The organism is Chryseobacterium sp. UF-81 (assembly GCF_058245105.1).
This window is the reverse complement of the sequence record NZ_JBSIBX010000016.1, coordinates 44,545-61,553: the sequence shown is the minus strand read 5'-3', so window position 1 is coordinate 61,553 and position 17,009 is coordinate 44,545. Positions and strand designations below refer to the sequence as shown.

17 protein-coding genes are annotated in these 17,009 nt (G+C 37.7%); 14 read left to right on the top strand and 3 right to left on the bottom strand.

Annotated features, from left to right (window positions below; all coding sequences use genetic code 11):
• Nucleotides 1-18: 18 nt before the first annotated feature.
• The 3 genes from AC4IFE_RS18860 to AC4IFE_RS18850 all read right to left on the bottom strand — a co-directional run bounded on the left by AC4IFE_RS18860 (nucleotide 19) and on the right by AC4IFE_RS18850 (nucleotide 2,003).
• On the bottom strand, nucleotides 19-417 hold the full coding sequence (locus tag AC4IFE_RS18860) for a putative signal transducing protein (protein WP_306843203.1): 399 nt from the start codon (nucleotides 415-417) through the stop codon (nucleotides 19-21).
• Nucleotides 418-420: 3 nt separating this feature from the next.
• Nucleotides 421-1,185 (bottom strand): exonuclease domain-containing protein, encoded by a 765-nt coding sequence (locus AC4IFE_RS18855; RefSeq protein ID WP_490758667.1) that lies wholly within the window; start codon nucleotides 1,183-1,185, stop codon nucleotides 421-423.
• Nucleotides 1,186-1,289: 104 nt separating this feature from the next.
• Complete coding sequence (locus tag AC4IFE_RS18850) at nucleotides 1,290-2,003, bottom strand: CDP-alcohol phosphatidyltransferase family protein (protein WP_490758666.1); 714 nt, start codon at nucleotides 2,001-2,003, stop codon at nucleotides 1,290-1,292.
• Nucleotides 2,004-2,092: 89 nt separating this feature from the next.
• On the opposite strand from AC4IFE_RS18850, the gene AC4IFE_RS18845 reads away from it, so the two are divergent.
• From AC4IFE_RS18845 to AC4IFE_RS18780, 14 genes are all read left to right on the top strand, one after another.
• Nucleotides 2,093-4,021: an LTA synthase family protein gene (locus AC4IFE_RS18845; protein ID WP_490758665.1), complete on the top strand. Its 1,929-nt coding sequence runs from the start codon at nucleotides 2,093-2,095 to the stop codon at nucleotides 4,019-4,021.
• 276 nt (nucleotides 4,022-4,297) lie between these two features.
• Nucleotides 4,298-4,717 (top strand): DUF2147 domain-containing protein, encoded by a 420-nt coding sequence (locus AC4IFE_RS18840; protein ID WP_490758664.1) that lies wholly within the window; start codon nucleotides 4,298-4,300, stop codon nucleotides 4,715-4,717.
• Nucleotides 4,718-4,823: 106 nt separating this feature from the next.
• Nucleotides 4,824-5,321, top strand: coding sequence for an RNA polymerase sigma factor (locus AC4IFE_RS18835; RefSeq protein ID WP_490758663.1), 498 nt, complete (start codon nucleotides 4,824-4,826; stop codon nucleotides 5,319-5,321).
• Nucleotide 5,322: 1 nt separating this feature from the next.
• Complete coding sequence (locus tag AC4IFE_RS18830; RefSeq protein WP_490758662.1) at nucleotides 5,323-5,937, top strand: DUF8845 family protein; 615 nt, start codon at nucleotides 5,323-5,325, stop codon at nucleotides 5,935-5,937.
• 96 nt (nucleotides 5,938-6,033) lie between these two features.
• Nucleotides 6,034-7,014: a pyruvate dehydrogenase complex E1 component subunit beta gene (locus AC4IFE_RS18825; protein ID WP_034709939.1), complete on the top strand. Its 981-nt coding sequence runs from the start codon at nucleotides 6,034-6,036 to the stop codon at nucleotides 7,012-7,014.
• 116 nt (nucleotides 7,015-7,130) lie between these two features.
• A complete protein-coding gene (locus AC4IFE_RS18820) occupies nucleotides 7,131-9,125 on the top strand; it encodes a KUP/HAK/KT family potassium transporter (RefSeq protein ID WP_490758661.1) in 1,995 nt (664 codons plus the stop codon).
• 68 nt (nucleotides 9,126-9,193) lie between these two features.
• On the top strand, nucleotides 9,194-9,667 hold the full coding sequence (locus tag AC4IFE_RS18815) for a Fur family transcriptional regulator (protein WP_034706517.1): 474 nt from the start codon (nucleotides 9,194-9,196) through the stop codon (nucleotides 9,665-9,667).
• A gap of 3 nt (nucleotides 9,668-9,670) precedes the next feature.
• The gene (locus AC4IFE_RS18810; protein WP_490758660.1) at nucleotides 9,671-11,404 is read left to right on the top strand and encodes an OstA-like protein; all 1,734 of its coding nucleotides are present in this window, start codon (nucleotides 9,671-9,673) and stop codon (nucleotides 11,402-11,404) included.
• A gap of 273 nt (nucleotides 11,405-11,677) precedes the next feature.
• On the top strand, nucleotides 11,678-12,601 hold the full coding sequence (locus AC4IFE_RS18805; protein WP_490758659.1) for a hypothetical protein: 924 nt from the start codon (nucleotides 11,678-11,680) through the stop codon (nucleotides 12,599-12,601).
• A gap of 1 nt (nucleotide 12,602) precedes the next feature.
• Complete coding sequence (locus AC4IFE_RS18800) at nucleotides 12,603-13,430, top strand: hypothetical protein (RefSeq protein ID WP_490758658.1); 828 nt, start codon at nucleotides 12,603-12,605, stop codon at nucleotides 13,428-13,430.
• 2 nt (nucleotides 13,431-13,432) lie between these two features.
• The gene (locus AC4IFE_RS18795) at nucleotides 13,433-14,209 is read left to right on the top strand and encodes a hypothetical protein (RefSeq protein ID WP_490758657.1); all 777 of its coding nucleotides are present in this window, start codon (nucleotides 13,433-13,435) and stop codon (nucleotides 14,207-14,209) included.
• 122 nt (nucleotides 14,210-14,331) lie between these two features.
• Nucleotides 14,332-15,507: an aspartate aminotransferase family protein gene (locus AC4IFE_RS18790; protein ID WP_490758710.1), complete on the top strand. Its 1,176-nt coding sequence runs from the start codon at nucleotides 14,332-14,334 to the stop codon at nucleotides 15,505-15,507.
• A 187-nt stretch (nucleotides 15,508-15,694) separates the two neighbouring features.
• On the top strand, nucleotides 15,695-16,081 hold the full coding sequence (locus tag AC4IFE_RS18785) for an START-like domain-containing protein (protein WP_490758656.1): 387 nt from the start codon (nucleotides 15,695-15,697) through the stop codon (nucleotides 16,079-16,081).
• Nucleotides 16,082-16,156: 75 nt separating this feature from the next.
• Entirely contained in the window at nucleotides 16,157-16,966 is an 810-nt protein-coding gene (locus AC4IFE_RS18780; protein WP_490758655.1) for an aminotransferase class IV, read from the top strand.
• The last annotated feature ends 43 nt before the right edge of the window (nucleotides 16,967-17,009 follow it).

Below are 17,009 nucleotides of genomic sequence, written 5' to 3'. Positions count from 1 at the left end.
TTCTTTAATCCTAAACCATTAATGAGTAAATTCATTCCCACAGTAATAGCACACAAACTTCTGGCTTGACAAAATAGAGATTCCAAAGAAGCTCGTCGCCCGGTCGTCCCTGTAAATATGGTTTGAACCGCATTTCGGGCATACAAAATCAAATGCCGGGTCTTTTATAGTATGTTCAACTTCCAGGGAATAAGCTTCGTTATCATTATAATCCTGCAGGATCTGCTTTGCCTTTTCCAGATCATCTTCAAAAACCTGAAGCTGAATACCGCCTACGGCTTGTGAAAGCAGCCAGTCAGACTGGATAAGCTGTTCGTTGGCAATGAACCCATTCACTCCGTTTTCGGCAAGGATTTGCTTGTCCCTGTTGGCTTCAAGGGCAGTTTCGTAAAATTTAAAACGGACTAGGTTTGACATTTTTTAAAATTTACCTGACAATTGAATTTTTGTGAAGACTTTCTTCGTGTAAAGAGGGAAGTCAGCATTCTGAAGCCATCCGTAATATCCCAGATCTTTCTGGAAAACAGCTTTTACCACTTGTCCCTTATATTTCCCAAAATTGAAAACCGCTTCCGTTTTATCATTATATCCAATAAATCCGGCAAGGTCAGCATTCTTATTGTGGAATGTAAATTCGCTTAGAGGAGCAATCTCGTTAGGAATATCTTCATACCTTCCGACCTGTGCGTCCAGTACTTCAAAAGTGGCCATCACATCAGCTTCCGCAGAATGGGCATTTTCCAGAACCTTTCCACAGTAAAACTGATAGGCAGCCCCTAAATTTCTTGGCTCTTTCTTGTGGAAAATAGTCTGCGCATCTACCAGTCTGAATTTGCTCAGGTCAAAATCAATTTCTACTCTCAACAGCTCTTCAGCCAGAAGCGGAACATCAAAGCGGTTGGAATTAAAGCCTCCCAAATCACTTCCTGAAAGCATTTCCATGATTTTTGGAGCAATTTCTCTGAACGTTGGTGCGTCCTTTACATCTTCATCATAAATTCCGTGGATCTCACTGCACTCTTTCGGAATAGGAATTTCCGGATTTACGCGCCATGTTTTGCTTTCTCTCGAGGAGTCCGGGTTTACTTTTAAAATGCAGATTTCTACAATTTTGTCTTTTCCGATATTGGTTCCTGTGGTTTCAAGGTCAAAAATGCAGAGAGGTTTATGGAGTTTTAAATTCATGTCTATAATTTGAAAATTTAAAAATGTTTGATTTGAAATGGATTGACATCTGATTTCTTCTTCTCTAAATATAAATCTGAAATCTGATGTCTGAAGCCTGAAATCTACTTCAGCTGTTTCTGGAAAACCAGTGATACTATCATATAATAAATAACAAGCATAGGAATACCAACGATCTGAAACAGAGCCAGAATAACAATTCCGCCAACCAGTAAAATAACTTTAGGATAATTATCTTGGAGCTTTTTCGATTTGAATTTCATCGCCATCATCTTGACAGGACTGATCAGAAGCCATGATGTGATAACCGTCAATAAAACTAGAAATAAAGAATTCTCAAATAAAAATCCGAACGTTCCGGTTTCTTTGAAAGCATAATACAATCCAAACAGCAATACCGTGTTGGTAGGTGTATTCAACCCTTTAAAATAATAACGCTGTTCCTCATCCAGGTTAAAGATCGCCAGTCTGAGACATGAAAAAACAGTCACCAGAAGGCCGGCATAACTTATATCAAAAGGAAGGTGCAACCCTAATATTTCATTTCCGAATGGTTCCAGCGCTTTGTACATCGTAAGTCCGGGAATCAGTCCAAAGCTTACCATATCTGCCAGCGAATCCAGCTGAAGTCCCAGATTGGAGTTCGACTTTAGAGCCCGGGCTACAAACCCGTCAAAAAAATCAAAAATGGAAGAAAGAATGACACAGACCGCCGTAGTCTGGTAATCGCCCAGAATAAGATGTATCGCTCCTACACAGCCTGCAAATAAATTGGCAAGGGTCAATGCATTGGCAAGATTGTTTTTTATGAAATTCATGTCAACAAAAGTACAGTTTTTCCAAATTTTATCCCGAAATATTATGAAGGAAAAAATACATTAATATGTTTTTGATGTAAATTTGCCGAATGAAATTTTTTAAAGAATTTAGAAAACAAGAAGTTCTGGTCCTTTTTTACCGGATTTTCTTAGCATACGTTTTTTATCAGATTGCCCGGCTTTTGTTTTGGTACTTCAATAAAGAGCTCATCAAAGTAGATTCCGTTTCAGATTATTTCAACCTGGCATTTCATGGAACTGCCTTTGATACCACGGCGATCTTATATGTCAACTCTTTATTTATTCTGTTAAGCCTGGTTCCTGTTGTCATCAATACAAAAAAAGGATACCAGACCGTTTTATTCTGGCTGTACTTCGTTACCAACGGAATTGCCTATGCCATGAATTTCGGGGACTTTGTCTATTATAAATTTTCACAGGCAAGATTAACCTCTACCGCATTAGAAGTTGCAAAACATGAATCCAATGTTTTTAAAGTGTTCACTGTTTCCATAGGGCAGCATCCTTTTGTTCTCATATGGTTTATTGTTTTAATGGCACTTTGGGTCTTCCTTTACAAAAAAGTGAAGATTGCAGAACAGAAGCCTGTAAAACTTATACCTTATTTTATCTGGTCGGTACTTGTTCTTTGTGGTACGGCTGTTCTGGTTGTTGGAGGAATCCGTGGAGACTTCAAGCACAGCACGAGACCCATTAATTTAGTGGATGCCAATCGTTTTGTAGTGAACCCGCTTCAGGGCAATATAGTTCTGAACAGTACATTCTCGTTTTTCAGAACATTGGGAACCAATAACTTCAAAGAAGTTCATTTTGTAGACGAAAAATATATTGCTGACCATGTTCAGCCTTATAAAATATATGACCGGAAAGTGGAGAACCGTCCCAATATTGTTATTTTTATCGTTGAATCTTTTGGCAGAGAATATTCAGGTGCTTTTAATAAAGATAAAAATATCAACGGCTATGTTTCCTATACACCATTTATAGACAGCCTTGCAGGGCAGAGTCTGATTTTTCCTAATATGTTTGCCAATGGCAGGCAGTCCATTCATGGGATGAGCAGTGTGCTGGCGGGAATTCCAAGCTTGACCGATGCTTTTACCAGCTCGCCGTATTCCAATCAGAAAATCCAGTCTATTGTTTCAGTGTGTAATGATCTGGGCTATGATACTTCTTTTTATCACGGGGCTCCCAACGGATCGATGGGCTTCCTTGGATTTGGAAATATATTAGGTTTTAAACATTATTTCGGGAAAAATGAATACAATCACGATGAAGATTTCGACGGAATGTGGGCCATATGGGATGAACCGTTTCTTCAGTACTTTGCAAAAAACGTAGGAAAGACGCAGCCATTTATGACCACGATATTTACGGCCTCGTCACACCATCCCTTTAAAATCCCTGAAAAATACAAAGGGAAATTTAAAAAAGGGACCATAGAAATGCATGAACCGATCCAATATACGGATTATGCCATTAAAAAATATTTTGAAACCGCTAAAAAAGAACCCTGGTTCAATAATACAATTTTTGTTTTCACAGGAGATCATACCAACCAGATCGCTTACGGTGAATATGAAAAAGCCATGAACCGTTTTGCCGTTCCTCTGATATTGTATTCCCCAAATCCGGCATACAACCTTAAAGGTGTAAACCCTGAAACCGCTCAGCAGATAGATATTTATCCTACGCTGGCAGACCTTATAGGATACAATAAACAGATCAGAAGCTGGGGAAGAAGCCTTGTAAGTGATAAGAAATATCCGTCTATTGTAGTGAATTCAGATGGTAGCTCGGAACAGTTCATCATTGGAAATCATATGTACCGTTTCGACGGCAAGGAAATTACAGGAGTATATGAGAAGAATGACCTTGGCTTTGCAAACAATTTAATAGGAAAATTAAAGACCCCGGAAATAGAACAGGAAATGAAGACGGCAAAAGCGTGGTATCAGGATTATATGGACAGGGTAATCAATAGAAAACTTAAATAAGTTTGAGAGTCGGAGAGTTTTAGGGTTTTAGAGTATAGTTACTGGTTGCTAGTTCTTACTCCGAAGCCTTATGGGATACTAAAATCTACAGTCAAAAAACCTCATATCTCGTGTCTGAAACCTGAAATCATCATAACTGTTAAATTTAACCTTTTACACTTTGGCCTATCATATGCTCTGTATAGTAAAAGTTTTTGTCTGTTTAAAATTTAATTTATACATTTAGCAATAGTATAGATAACAAAAACGTATATCGGAATTAAAACTATAAGAAATATGAAAAAATTATTATTAACATTCGTGCTTTCCCTGTTTGGCGTATTATCGTTTGCACAGATTGAAGGTAAATGGAAGACTATAGATGATGAAACTAAGCAGGCCAAATCTGTTGTTGAGATCTATAAAAAATCAGACGGGAAATATTATGGAAAAGTTTCCCAGCTGCTTATAAAGCCGGCAGATCCAAACTGTACGGGATGTAAGGATGACAGAAAAGGAAAGCCGATCTTAGGATTGGAGATCATCAGAGGTCTTAAAAAAGAAGGAAATGAATTTACCGGGGGAACTATTACTGACCCTAAAACCGGTAAAACTTACAAATGTACGATTACAAGAAGCGGTGATAAGCTGAATGTAAGAGGGTATATGGGAGTTTCCATCTTAGGAAGAACCCAGGTTTGGGACAAAGTAAACTAAATAAGTTTAAATAGAATTTCAGACGGCATTTCAGAAATGAGATGCCGTTTTTTTATTTTTTTGAAAAAATTCTGTAACGAAAATAAAAATTCCCCACTCATAAAATATGAGCACAGAACTGGAGAAAAACTTTGTTGATTTTTTTAAGCCCAACCAAAGGCTTATCCACAAAGTATGTAGGATATATACAGATAATGCCGAAGACCATAAAGATCTCTTCCAGGAAATTACCGTCCAGCTTTGGAGATCCTTTCCCGGATTCAAGGGAGAAGCTAAATTCTCTACCTGGATGTATAAAGTAGCACTCAATACGGCGATGACCCTTTTCAGGAAACCACAGAAAAAGGCATTACAGCATTCGGATATCGATGTTTCTTCCTTAAAAATGGAGTATGAAGTGTATGAAGACGATGAACACAAACTGAAAAAAATGTACAAAGCCATCCATGAACTGTCCGATGTAGAAAAAGCGCTGATTATGATGTATCTGGAAGATAAGTCTTACAGGGAAATAGGAGAGATTCTCGGAATTACAGAAGGAAATGCACGAGTGAAAATGAACAGGGCAAAGAATAATTTGAAAACCAAAATAAGCATAAAATAATATGGAAGAACTGGAACTTTTAAAAAAAGACTGGAATAAAAATGAAGCCGGATTTAAAGATTATTCCGAAAATGAAATTTATACCATGATTAAGCAGAACTCCGTTTCTGTGGCTAAAACTTTATTCCTGATCGGTGTAATAGAAATTGTATTATGGTCTGTCTATGGATATATTAACGGTGAATTTCCATATCTAAGGATAGCCCTGTTTTTCGGATTTATAATCCTGGCAGTTTTGCTGTTCAGAAGATTAAAAACAGGAAATAATTCCTTGTCATTAATGAAAAATATTATGAATATAAGAAAGCTTATTTTCGGGTACGCAGGAATTTCTTTTCTCCTTATCATTCTGGATAACCTTATCCATTTTGATCTTTATACAAAAGATTTTATGGCAGGAACAAAAGACGGGTGGAATAATGGGCATAATATTATAGTGCATACCAGCCCTGAAAGGATGATGCCCGAACTGGGGAATTATGCCGTATTTACATTTTGTATGCTGCTTGTATTTTATATTATATATATAATTTATAAAAAAACATATGGCAAGATTCTGTCCGCCCTCAGGAAAAACTACAGAGAACTCAGCCGGATCGAAGAAAAACCTCTCTGATTAGATAATTAGGGCTTCTCATTCAATGAGATGGCTTTTTTGTTATGTTACTAATAAAAAAACACTATTTTTGTAGTCTAAATTTTTCAAATAAATATGGCAGAATATACTTTTCGTGAGGTAATTGCACAAGCAATGAGCGAGGAAATGCGTAAAGACGAATCCATCTTTTTAATGGGGGAGGAAGTTGCAGAATACAATGGTGCGTATAAAGCTTCTAAAGGAATGCTGGATGAATTTGGTCCTAAAAGAGTAATCGATACACCTATCGCTGAGCTTGGTTTTACAGGGATTGCTGTAGGGGCTGCGATGAATGGTAACAGACCAATTGTAGAGTATATGACGTTCAATTTCTCATTGGTAGGTATTGATCAGATTATTAATAATGCAGCTAAGATCCGTCAGATGAGCGGTGGCCAGTGGAACTGTCCTATCGTTTTCAGAGGGCCTACAGCTTCAGCTGGACAATTGGGAGCTACACACTCTCAGGCTTTTGAAAACTGGTTTGCTAACGTTCCGGGACTTAAAGTAGTAGTTCCTTCTAACCCTTACGATGCAAAAGGATTATTGAAAACAGCTATCCAGGATAATGATCCGGTTATTTTCATGGAATCTGAGCAGATGTATGGCGACAAAATGGAAATTCCTGAAGAAGAATATTACCTGCCAATAGGTAAAGCAGATATCAAGAGAGAAGGTACAGATGTTACTTTGGTTTCTTTCGGTAAGATCATGAAGCTGGCTATCCAGGCAGCTGAAGATATGGCTAAAGAAGGAATCTCTGTAGAGGTTATCGACCTTAGAACCGTTCGTCCCCTTGACTTTGATACCGTTTTAGCTTCCGTTAAAAAAACGAACAGACTGGTAATCCTGGAAGAAGCCTGGCCGTTCGCGTCCATATCTTCTGAAATTACATATATGGTACAGCAGAAAGCATTTGACTATCTGGATGCACCTATCAAGAGAATCACCACTCCTGATGCGCCTGCGCCATATTCTGCTGCATTATTTGCAGAATGGTTCCCTAAGCTTGAAAAAGTGAAAGAGGAGATTAAAAAAGCGATGTACGTAAAATAAACTATTATAGAGAAAAACTTCCGAAAGGAAGTTTTTTCATTTATTCTATTCATGAAGAATAGTTCTCGACGTCATAAATTTAGTATAAATTTGCGCGTTTAAAAAAATAAGCTGATATGGCAGACCTTACAGAAGATGGTTATCATTTTGACATAAAGAAACTTTCTTTTATGGGAGTTTTAGTCTCTCTCGGAATTGTGTTCGGAGATATTGGAACATCCCCGCTTTACGTAATGAAAGCAATTGTAAATGCAAAAGACGGAGGTAGTAATATGCCTTTCAACGAATACATAGAAGGAGCTCTTTCCTGTATTATTTGGACACTTACTCTTCAGACTACGATAAAATATGTGATCATCGCTTTAAGGGCAGATAACAAAGGGGAAGGAGGTATTTTAGCGCTGTTCTCTTTGGTTAAAAATCTTAAAAAAGGATGGCTGTATCTTATTGCTATCATAGGTGCAGCAGCACTTGTCGCGGATGGGGTAATCACTCCGTCGCTTACAGTGATGTCAGCTATTGAAGGTCTGGAGATCTATAACCCCCATACACCTGTTGTGCCTATTACGATTGGAATTCTGATTGCAATTTTTGTGGTACAGCAATTCGGAACCAGTTTTATAGGGAAATTTTTTGGACCCGTAATGGTTGTCTGGTTTTTAGTTTTAGGTGGGTTGGGTGTAATGCATTTAAGTGAAAATTTAGAAATTTTAAGATCTTTCAATCCTTATTATGCCTACAAGCTTATTGCAAATTCTCCAAGCGCAATTGTTATTCTTGGTGCTGTTTTCCTGTGTACAACGGGTGCAGAAGCTCTTTATTCGGACTTAGGACACTGCGGTGCCAAAAATATAAGAGTAAGCTGGGGATTTGTTAAGATCATGCTTATTTTAAACTATCTTGGACAGGGTGCCTGGTTATTAACCAATCATGGGAAACCTGGATTCTCTGTAGTCAACCCATTCTTTGGAATCATGGAAGAGTGGATGATTGTACCGGGAGTAATTTTGGCAACTGCAGCAGCAATTATTGCAAGTCAGGCCTTGATTACAGGTTCCTTTACCATTTTCTCAGAAGCAATGTCTCTTAATTTATGGCCGAATCAAAAAATCGATTATCCTTCCGGAGTTAAAGGACAAATGTATATTCCAAGAATCAACTGGGGACTTCTTATTCTGTGTATTATTGTAGTACTCCATTTCAGGGAATCAGGTAAAATGGAAGCCGCATATGGACTTTCCATTACAGTAACCATGCTGATGACAACAGTCCTGCTGGTGTTCTGGTTGCTGAAGCACAGAGTAAGCAAAGTATTAATTGTATTTTTCGCTTTGGTTTATATGGCTATTGAACTAGGATTTTTCAGTGCAAACATCATCAAGTTCATGGAAGGCGGATGGATTACGGTTGTTCTGGCCGGTTCTATCGGAATTTCAATGTACGCATGGTATAATGGAAGACTTATAAAAACAAGATTTATCCAGTTTGTAAAAATAGATAAATATGTCTCCATCATAAAAGATATGAAGCTGGATGAAAGCATTCCCAAATATGCCACCAATCTTGCTTACCTGAGCAGAGCTAAAAGAAATGATGAGGTAGAATCAAAAATTATCTATTCCATTATCAAAAAACAGCCTAAAAGAGCAGATCATTATTTTATATTAAGTATTGTCAACCAGGAAGATCCGTATACTTTTAAATATACGGTAGACGAAATTCTGCCCGGAACGGTATATAAAGTCAATTTCCTCTTAGGATTTAAAGTAGACCGTAGGATTAATGACTATTTTAATATGGTACTCAAAGATCTTATGGCAGAAGGAACCATTCCATCAAGAAGCAGCCATCCTTCCCTGAGAGCGCACAACATTCCGCCGGATCTGAAATATGTAATTATTGATAATACATATATCAACGATATACTTTTAACCGTTAAACAAAAGATTACCCTCAATATCTACAGCTTTGTGAAATACATCGGAAGCGATGATTTCAAAGCCTGGGGCGTATCCTCGCACAACGTAGAAGTGGAATCTGCCCCAATTACAGAACTTACGGTTTATGACAACAAGATTGAGCAATCCGGTTTCTTCCGTCATAATTCCTAAAAACATGGAGTGGTAAACGCTATCGTCTATTTAAATAAAAATCAATAAATTTGTAGATAATTTTTTTGATGGATACAGTACAAAAAGAAAAAAATATTGCTTTGATTAAGGATGTTCTCAGAAACTACCTTTTAGAAAAGGGTTTCAGAAACACACCTGAACGATATACGATATTAGAAGAGATTTATAGTATGGATCATCACTTCAATGTGGATGATCTGTATCTTCTCATGATGCAGAAGAAATATCATGTTTCAAAAGCAACGATTTACAATACTATTGAAATTTTCCTCGATGCAGGTTTGATCCGTAAGCATCAGTTTGGAGAAAAAACATTGACCTCTTCATCTTATGAGAAGTCTTATTTTGACAAGCAGCATGACCATTTGGTGATCTACAAAAAAGGCTCTGATAAAGAAATTGAAGAAATTATCGAATTCTGTGATCCGAGAATACAGGGAATTAAAGAAGCAATTGAAGAAGCATTTGGCGTAAATATTGATTCGCATTCGCTGTATTTCTATGGCACTAAGAATGATTAATCAATGAGAATAATCCTTTTTCTGTTAATTTTTATTTCTGCGTTCAGCTCCGCACAGGACAATAAAACCACGCAGATGGATCCTTATATCCAAAATAAAGGAAAACCTTCGCCTGCAGTAAGACCCGAAGATAAGGTGAAAATCATCCATTCCGATGAATTTAAAAAAGACACCAAGTATGAAGGAAACCAGTACATGGTAGGCCACGTTCAGATCGAGCATCAGGGATCTGTCCTCTATGCTGACGAAGTTATTCTTTATAACGATCAGAGTCTTGTAAAAGCTATTGGTAATGCCAGACTTCAAAATGCTGACGGCTCTGTGATTACTGCCCATGAAATGGAGTACAATGGGGTTACTCAGAAAGGTGTCGCTAAAAAAGATGTTGTTCTTACCGATCCGAAACAGACCATAAAAACCGATATTCTGTATTACGACAGGCTGGCCAACCAGGCCTACTTCAATACCGGAGGAACAATTTCGGATGCGCAGAATGTAATGTATACCAAATCTGCGACCTACTTTCTCAATACCAAAATGATCGATTTTGTTGGAAACGTTAAAATTGACAGTCCGGATTACATTATAGAAGGTCCCAATATCAAACAGAATCAAAATACGAAGGTCGCTGAATTTTTCGGACCCACTACGATCACCAACCGGGCCAATCCTAAAAACCGTATTTATACAGAAAGAGGAACCTATAGAATGGAAACCAAGGAAGCTTTCCTCAACAAAAATTCCAGAATCTTTTATAACGACAAAATTCTTACCGGGGATGATATGTATTTTAACAATATCACCGGGTTCGGTAAAGCAACCGGAAACGTTACACTCGATGATCCCATAGAAAAAAGATATATCAAAGGCGGTTACGGGGAAGTCTTTCAGAAAAAAGATTCTGCCATGATGACCAACAGTCCTTATGCTGTTAAAATCATGGAAAAAGACTCTATTTACTTTGCTGCAGAAAAGATTCTTTCTTACCAGAGGGCCGATTCAGCAGATATAAGTGTAAAGAAGAGCTTTTTAAGAGCTTATAAAAAAGCACGTATATTCAAATCAAATGCCCAGGGAAGAGCAGATTCCATCGCCTTCAATGAAACAGACGGCATCATGCATATGTATACCAACCCCATTCTTTGGAGTGGCGAAAAGCAGGTAACAGGAGATAAGGTTGAAGCTTATTTTAATACCAAGACTGAAAATATAGACTCACTTAAAGTCATTGGAAATGCCTTCGCGATCAGCAAAGTAGATTCATTAAACCTTAAAGATGAGTTTAACCAGGTGAAAGGTAAATTCATGACCGTTTACTATGAGAATAATGATATTAAAGAAGCCAGAGTCGTAGGAAATGCACAGTCAATTGTTTATGTAGATGACGTAGATCAGGAAACCAAGCAGCCTCAGAGAATAGGAATTACCCTTTCTACCTGCGGGATCATCGGAGCTTTATTTGAAGAAAGAGCCTTACAGATCATATCATGCAGTATAGGTGCCAATTCAGATACCTACCCAATGAGTAAAATAGAGCCGGAAAAAAGAAAGTTCCCCGATTTTAATTGGAATACCAAAGACCGGATCAGAAAATGGCAGGATATCCTTGTAGACAGTCCTAATTATGAAGAAATCAAATATTCTGCAGATAATGAGCTCTTTAATCAGGCTCAGGAAGCTATAGACAAAGAGAGAGCTAAAGAAGAAGCCCAAAAACCTAAAAGGGTGCGGAAATAACCTTAATATTTTTCAGTGAAGAACATGAAATCACCATTTTTTGAATTAAAATGGTGATTTTTTTTACTGTAAAAAATGTGGAAATGGCACGAAACGGAGTAAAATAATTGTTTTTTCAATCATCATAATAGATTGCTTAGCTCCCAGACACCGCTTTAAATCTATGTTTTTCTTTTTCCTTTTTTTATTTAACATTTTTTTTTTAATGAATGATATGATCCAAGTCATAATATTTCATAAATTTAAACCTAAGAATGATAAAAAAAATTTAGAATGAAAATCGACTATTTCCTCTTAGTCCTTATTTGTTGCTTTATAAGGATTAACGCACAGGTTGGGATTTCGAAAAATCCAGTTTTCGAACCCGACACAAGATCACTTTTACATGTAAAACAGGATGATAACGCAGCCAGATTGCCAAGGGCTAACACGGCTTCGGTACTGCCGACATCTGCTGCTGGTACCACAGGAAACGGGACCCAGGCTTCTATTATCTTTAACAAAGAAACAGGAAGTATTGTTCAGAATGACGGTACTGTATGGAAAATATCAGATCCTATTGTAACGGCCCTGAAGAACAATAAAATGGCCCGCTTTATAAGAAGTGCTGCCATAACAGCTGATTGCGGAACATGTGGATTGGGGTGTGGAGGTGTAAACAGGCTTTGCCCGCAGGCAGGAGGAGCAATTGATGTTCCATTTACCAGTGCCAGCCCAAGTTATAATGATATTTCGGCAGATGTTGCTCTTGCATCAGCTACAAGCAATATTATTAATATCAAAACAAGAGGCCTGTATAAAATTTCCTTTAAAAGTGGTGCTATAGACGTTAAAACACCGGCGCTATGCGTAGGAGTAACAATTAATCTATATTCAAAGGTTGATTTAGAAACAAGTACTGCAGCAGCTCCTGCTACATGGAGGCCTATTACAAATAATACCACCAGTTCCACCAGCGGTGCACTATCCTTAGGAAGTCTGTCTCCGGGAGCAATTGATGTAGGACAGTCACTGGTTCTTACTTATATAGGCAGCTTTGAAGCAGGTGATAATCTGAGACTCAGGTTTTATGGGAATCAGAACATTGGAACAGGGGTCTGTACCGGCATTATTGGCGGAAATATATTGTCTTTTTCAATGAATACTACAGGAAATGCAGTGTCAGAAATCATTGTTGAAAAAATAAATATGCAATAAAATGAAAAGGATAATATTAATTTTAGTGTGTTTATTTCAATGCGGCTTAAATGCACAGGTAGTCATCGGTGACAACACTGTCAGCAATCAGAACATATTAAAAATAAAAGACGGAACCAGGGGAGCAATACTTCCATATTCCAATACGTATACTACTTTTCCTAAATATGATGCTGCATCACCGGATCTCTTTAGTGACTATCCTAATCTTGTAGGTGGGGTTATCTATAATAAAGCTGATGACCAGTATTATAAGTATGACGGCTATGCATGGAATCCCGCAAGACAGATACAGGGAATTTTTCAGCCTAAAGGTTCAAGATTGGGAATTTCTTCAGGAATTACAATACCCTGCTTAGCTTTTGGTCTAGGAATATGTCTTTCTTTAGGGGCACCCGTTTATCTTGCACCGGATAATAAAAGCCAGGTTCTTGTTGATAATCTGCTCCTGAAAAATCCAAGTTCAGTGACGATAAAACAGAATGGAGTTTACGACGTAGCTGCAGCCTTAGGTTTTACAGGAGGTAGCGTTGGTGCCCAGATAGGTATTACAGAATTTAAACTGACACTACAGGTTAAATATACGCCGGCTTCGGATTGGGAAACTATTGTTACCAAAAGTAATTATTCTATAATATTTATTATTGACACCCAGGGAAGTAAAACATCCAGTTTTTCACAAACAATATCCTTACCTGCTGGCGCTGAGCTGAGAGTTGTTCCGACGATAACCACTATTGGTGGCTCCGGGGGATCTCTTGCCGCATACGGAACAGATTCCAATTCTATAAACTCATATATTGGAGCTCGTTTAATTAAAGCCTATTAATGATGAAAAAATATATATTCTGCCTGTTCTTGTTTTCATTAGGCATTTACAGTGCGCAAGTTAACTTTACAAACATACCCAATCCTGATTCTAATGCTAACGGTAATGATCAGGTAATGATGTACATAACAAATACAAATGAAGCAACCGGAGTTAAAGGTTTCGGCTTACCTGCGGTTGAAACTCCTACCGATTTACCCTACACCGGAATAAACGCTCCTGCTACGAGGATAGAAGTCCTAAGAGGCATGCTTATATTTGTGAAAAGTACAGGCCAGGTAATGGTATTCGACGGGCTTGTCTGGAGTAAAGCCTTCGAAATTGAATCTGATAATATTTCCAGATTTACTATAAATCCTGTGAATACGACCTCCGGGGCTGTGATGCTCCCCATTAATTCCTTAATTGATAAGCCTAATTTTTTAGCGGATCCATTAAAGCTTAAAACCAATGTTCTTACAACTGGAGCAGATTTAAACAGGCTTTATATCCGGCAAAGCGGTTTGTACAGAATTAATGTAAGCCTGAACTTTACAGGAGCTGCAGGTACATTTAGTAGTAGATTAGGAGCAAGCTTATATGTTAATGATGCTAAAAGATTCCAGCTTCTGGAAAATGCAGTGAATTTTGATGGCACGATCAGAAAAATCAGTCTTGATTTTTCAGTGTATGCGGTTCAGGGGCAGTATATAACTTTAGAAGCTATTTCTGAAGTAGGGGGAACAACTGCTTATAATGTAATCAACAACAGTTATGTAACAGTCGAAAAAGTATTGTAATAACTGTGTATACTTTTAAAAATTACTCTTAAGATTTTAAGGGTAATTTTTTTATTAAGACTGATAATTTCTGCATGTGATGAATCTTTTTTAGCTTTGCTGAAAATTTTTGCGAAATGGAAATGCATAAAGACTTTTTTATATATCAGGCACAGACCACAAAATTTGCAGCAGGTTTTGAAGTTGAAAAAGCAGAAGGAAGTTATATCTACGGAACAGATGGAAAAAAATATCTGGATTTCGTGGCAGGCGTTTCTGCCAATACTTTAGGGCATTCACATCCTAAAGTGGTGGCGGCTATCAAGGAGCAGGCAGACAAATACCTGCACGTAATGGTGTATGGAGAATATGCACAGGAAAAACCTGTAGCATTATGCAAACTTCTGGCAGAAGCCACTCCAGATCCTCTGGAAATTACTTATCTGGTCAACAGTGGGGCAGAAGCTATCGACGGAAGCCTAAAGCTGGCTAAACGTTATACAGGAAGAGAAGAAATTATATCCTTTAAAAATTCATATCACGGGAATACGCATGGCGCATTAAGTGTGTCAGGAAATGAAACCCATAAAAGAGAATTCCGCCCGTTGCTGCCTATGGTCAGCTTTATAGAATTCAACAATGAAAATGATTTGGACAAAATTACAGAGAAAGCAGCCTGTGTGATCCTGGAAACCATTCAGGGAGCAGCAGGATTCTTAGTCCCTGAAGACAATTACCTGATTAAGCTTAAACAAAGATGTGAAGAAGTAGGAGCTCTTCTTATTCTCGACGAAATCCAGCCGGGATTCGGAAGGACCGGTAAACTATTCTCTTTTGAACATTTCGGCATCGTCCCGGATATTCTTGTAATGGGTAAGGGAATGGGCGGAGGAGTGCCGGTAGGTGCTTTTATGAGTTCCAGGAAGATTATGGAAACTCTGTCACATTCACCAAAGCTGGGACATATTACAACATTTGGAGGAAATCCTCTGATCGCAGCCGCCAGTTATGCTACTTTGAAAGAAGTTTTAGAAAGCGGGCTGATGAATGAAATCGCTGAAAAGGAAAAACTCTTCAGAGCGCTTCTTGTACATCCAAAGATTAAAAATATCAATGGGAAAGGCTTAATGCTGGCAGTGAATCTCGAAACACCGGAATATACCCTTGAAGTGGCTAAAAAATGTATGGAAAAGGGCCTCATTGTATTCTGGCAGCTCTACAGAAATGAGTATATGAGAATTTCACCGCCACTTACCATTTCAATGGACGAAATCAGAAAGGGATGCCAGATCATTCTGGATGTTCTAAATGAAAAATAGATACTAAAACTCTCCGTTTTGGAGAGTTTTTTATGCGTTACATGGCAGTTTTTGGTCTGAAAAATCATATTCATAAAATAGTAAAAGCTGTGATAAATATCATGAACATTATTTAAAAAAATAATTGCTTTTTAGTGTAATAAAAAAATTAATTTATATATTGCGGGACGATAAAAACAAAGATTATATGGCGAAACATAAAGTCCATTACGAATTTCCAATGCATTGTTTATCAGAGATTTTATACGAATATCTGGCGACGGCAGAGGGGCTATCTGAATGGTTTGCGGATGAGGTAACAGAGAAAGGCGATGATTTCTTTTTTAGCTGGGGCGGAGGACCTGCCGAAAAGGCAACTTTGATTAGATATAAGCCTGAAGGTTTTGTTCGTTTCAGATGGGAAGAAGATGAGGGGACTAAACATTTCTTTGAAATGACTATCACAATAGATGATATTACGGAAGACCTGGCTTTAAATATTACAGATTTCTGTGAGGAAGGTGATGAAGAAGAAAATGCATTGTATTGGGAAAACCTTATAGAAAACCTTAGAATAAAATTAGGTGCGGCATAAGCCGTACACTTAAATGGTAAAACTGATGAACGATTTATCGTTCATTATTTTTTTATAAATAAATCACATCAAAAATTGGAAAATCAATATTTTACATCAGACGGATTAAATGTAAAGAACAGAGCGTTCCTTTTGGGCGACGCAGTGAAGGTTTCTTTCTTTGTGAGAAACGGAGGATTGATTATGGATGAAGAGTGCTATTTCTTTCTAATGGCCTCCATGAGAAAAATGAGAATGAATATTCCGCTTACCTATACCCTGGAATTTTTTCAGACACTTTTTCATCAAGATGTTATCGATGGCAAAGGAATAAAAAACGCAATAATTAATTTTCAGGTTTTCAGAAATAATGATGCGGTGACTGTTTCAAAATCTTCCGTATCTTATTTTTATGAAGTGACAGAATCAGACGATGTGCTTGCTGTTCATCAGAGGCCGTTCGAACTGGATCTTATTAAGGAAATTAACGTAAATAATAATTTATTAAGCAACATCAGGGTTCACTGTCCGGAAAATATTTACGGAGGCATTTATGCAGAAGAAAATGATCTGGATGATGTGATCCTGCTTAACCCGAACAAAAGGATTGCCCGTACAACTTCCGGAAATTTATTATTTTTAGAAGGAAATGTGATCAAAGTTCCTAAGCAGTCCGAAGGTGCATACATCTCACCTTTGATGGAAAATTTTGTGACTTTCTTACACAAAAACAGCCTTGCAGACGTTCAGGAGCATGAGATAATAGCTTTTGAATCGCAAAAGGCAGAAGAGATTTTAATGATCTCTGATGAGAAAGGCATATTTTCTGTAGGTAAAATAAGAAATAAGACTTTTGAGAGCTCCCGTTTTATAGAAATGGTGGAAAGCTGGAAGAATAGTTTTTAAAATTGACAAACCCGGTAAACAACAAAGTACCCAAGTCCTTTAC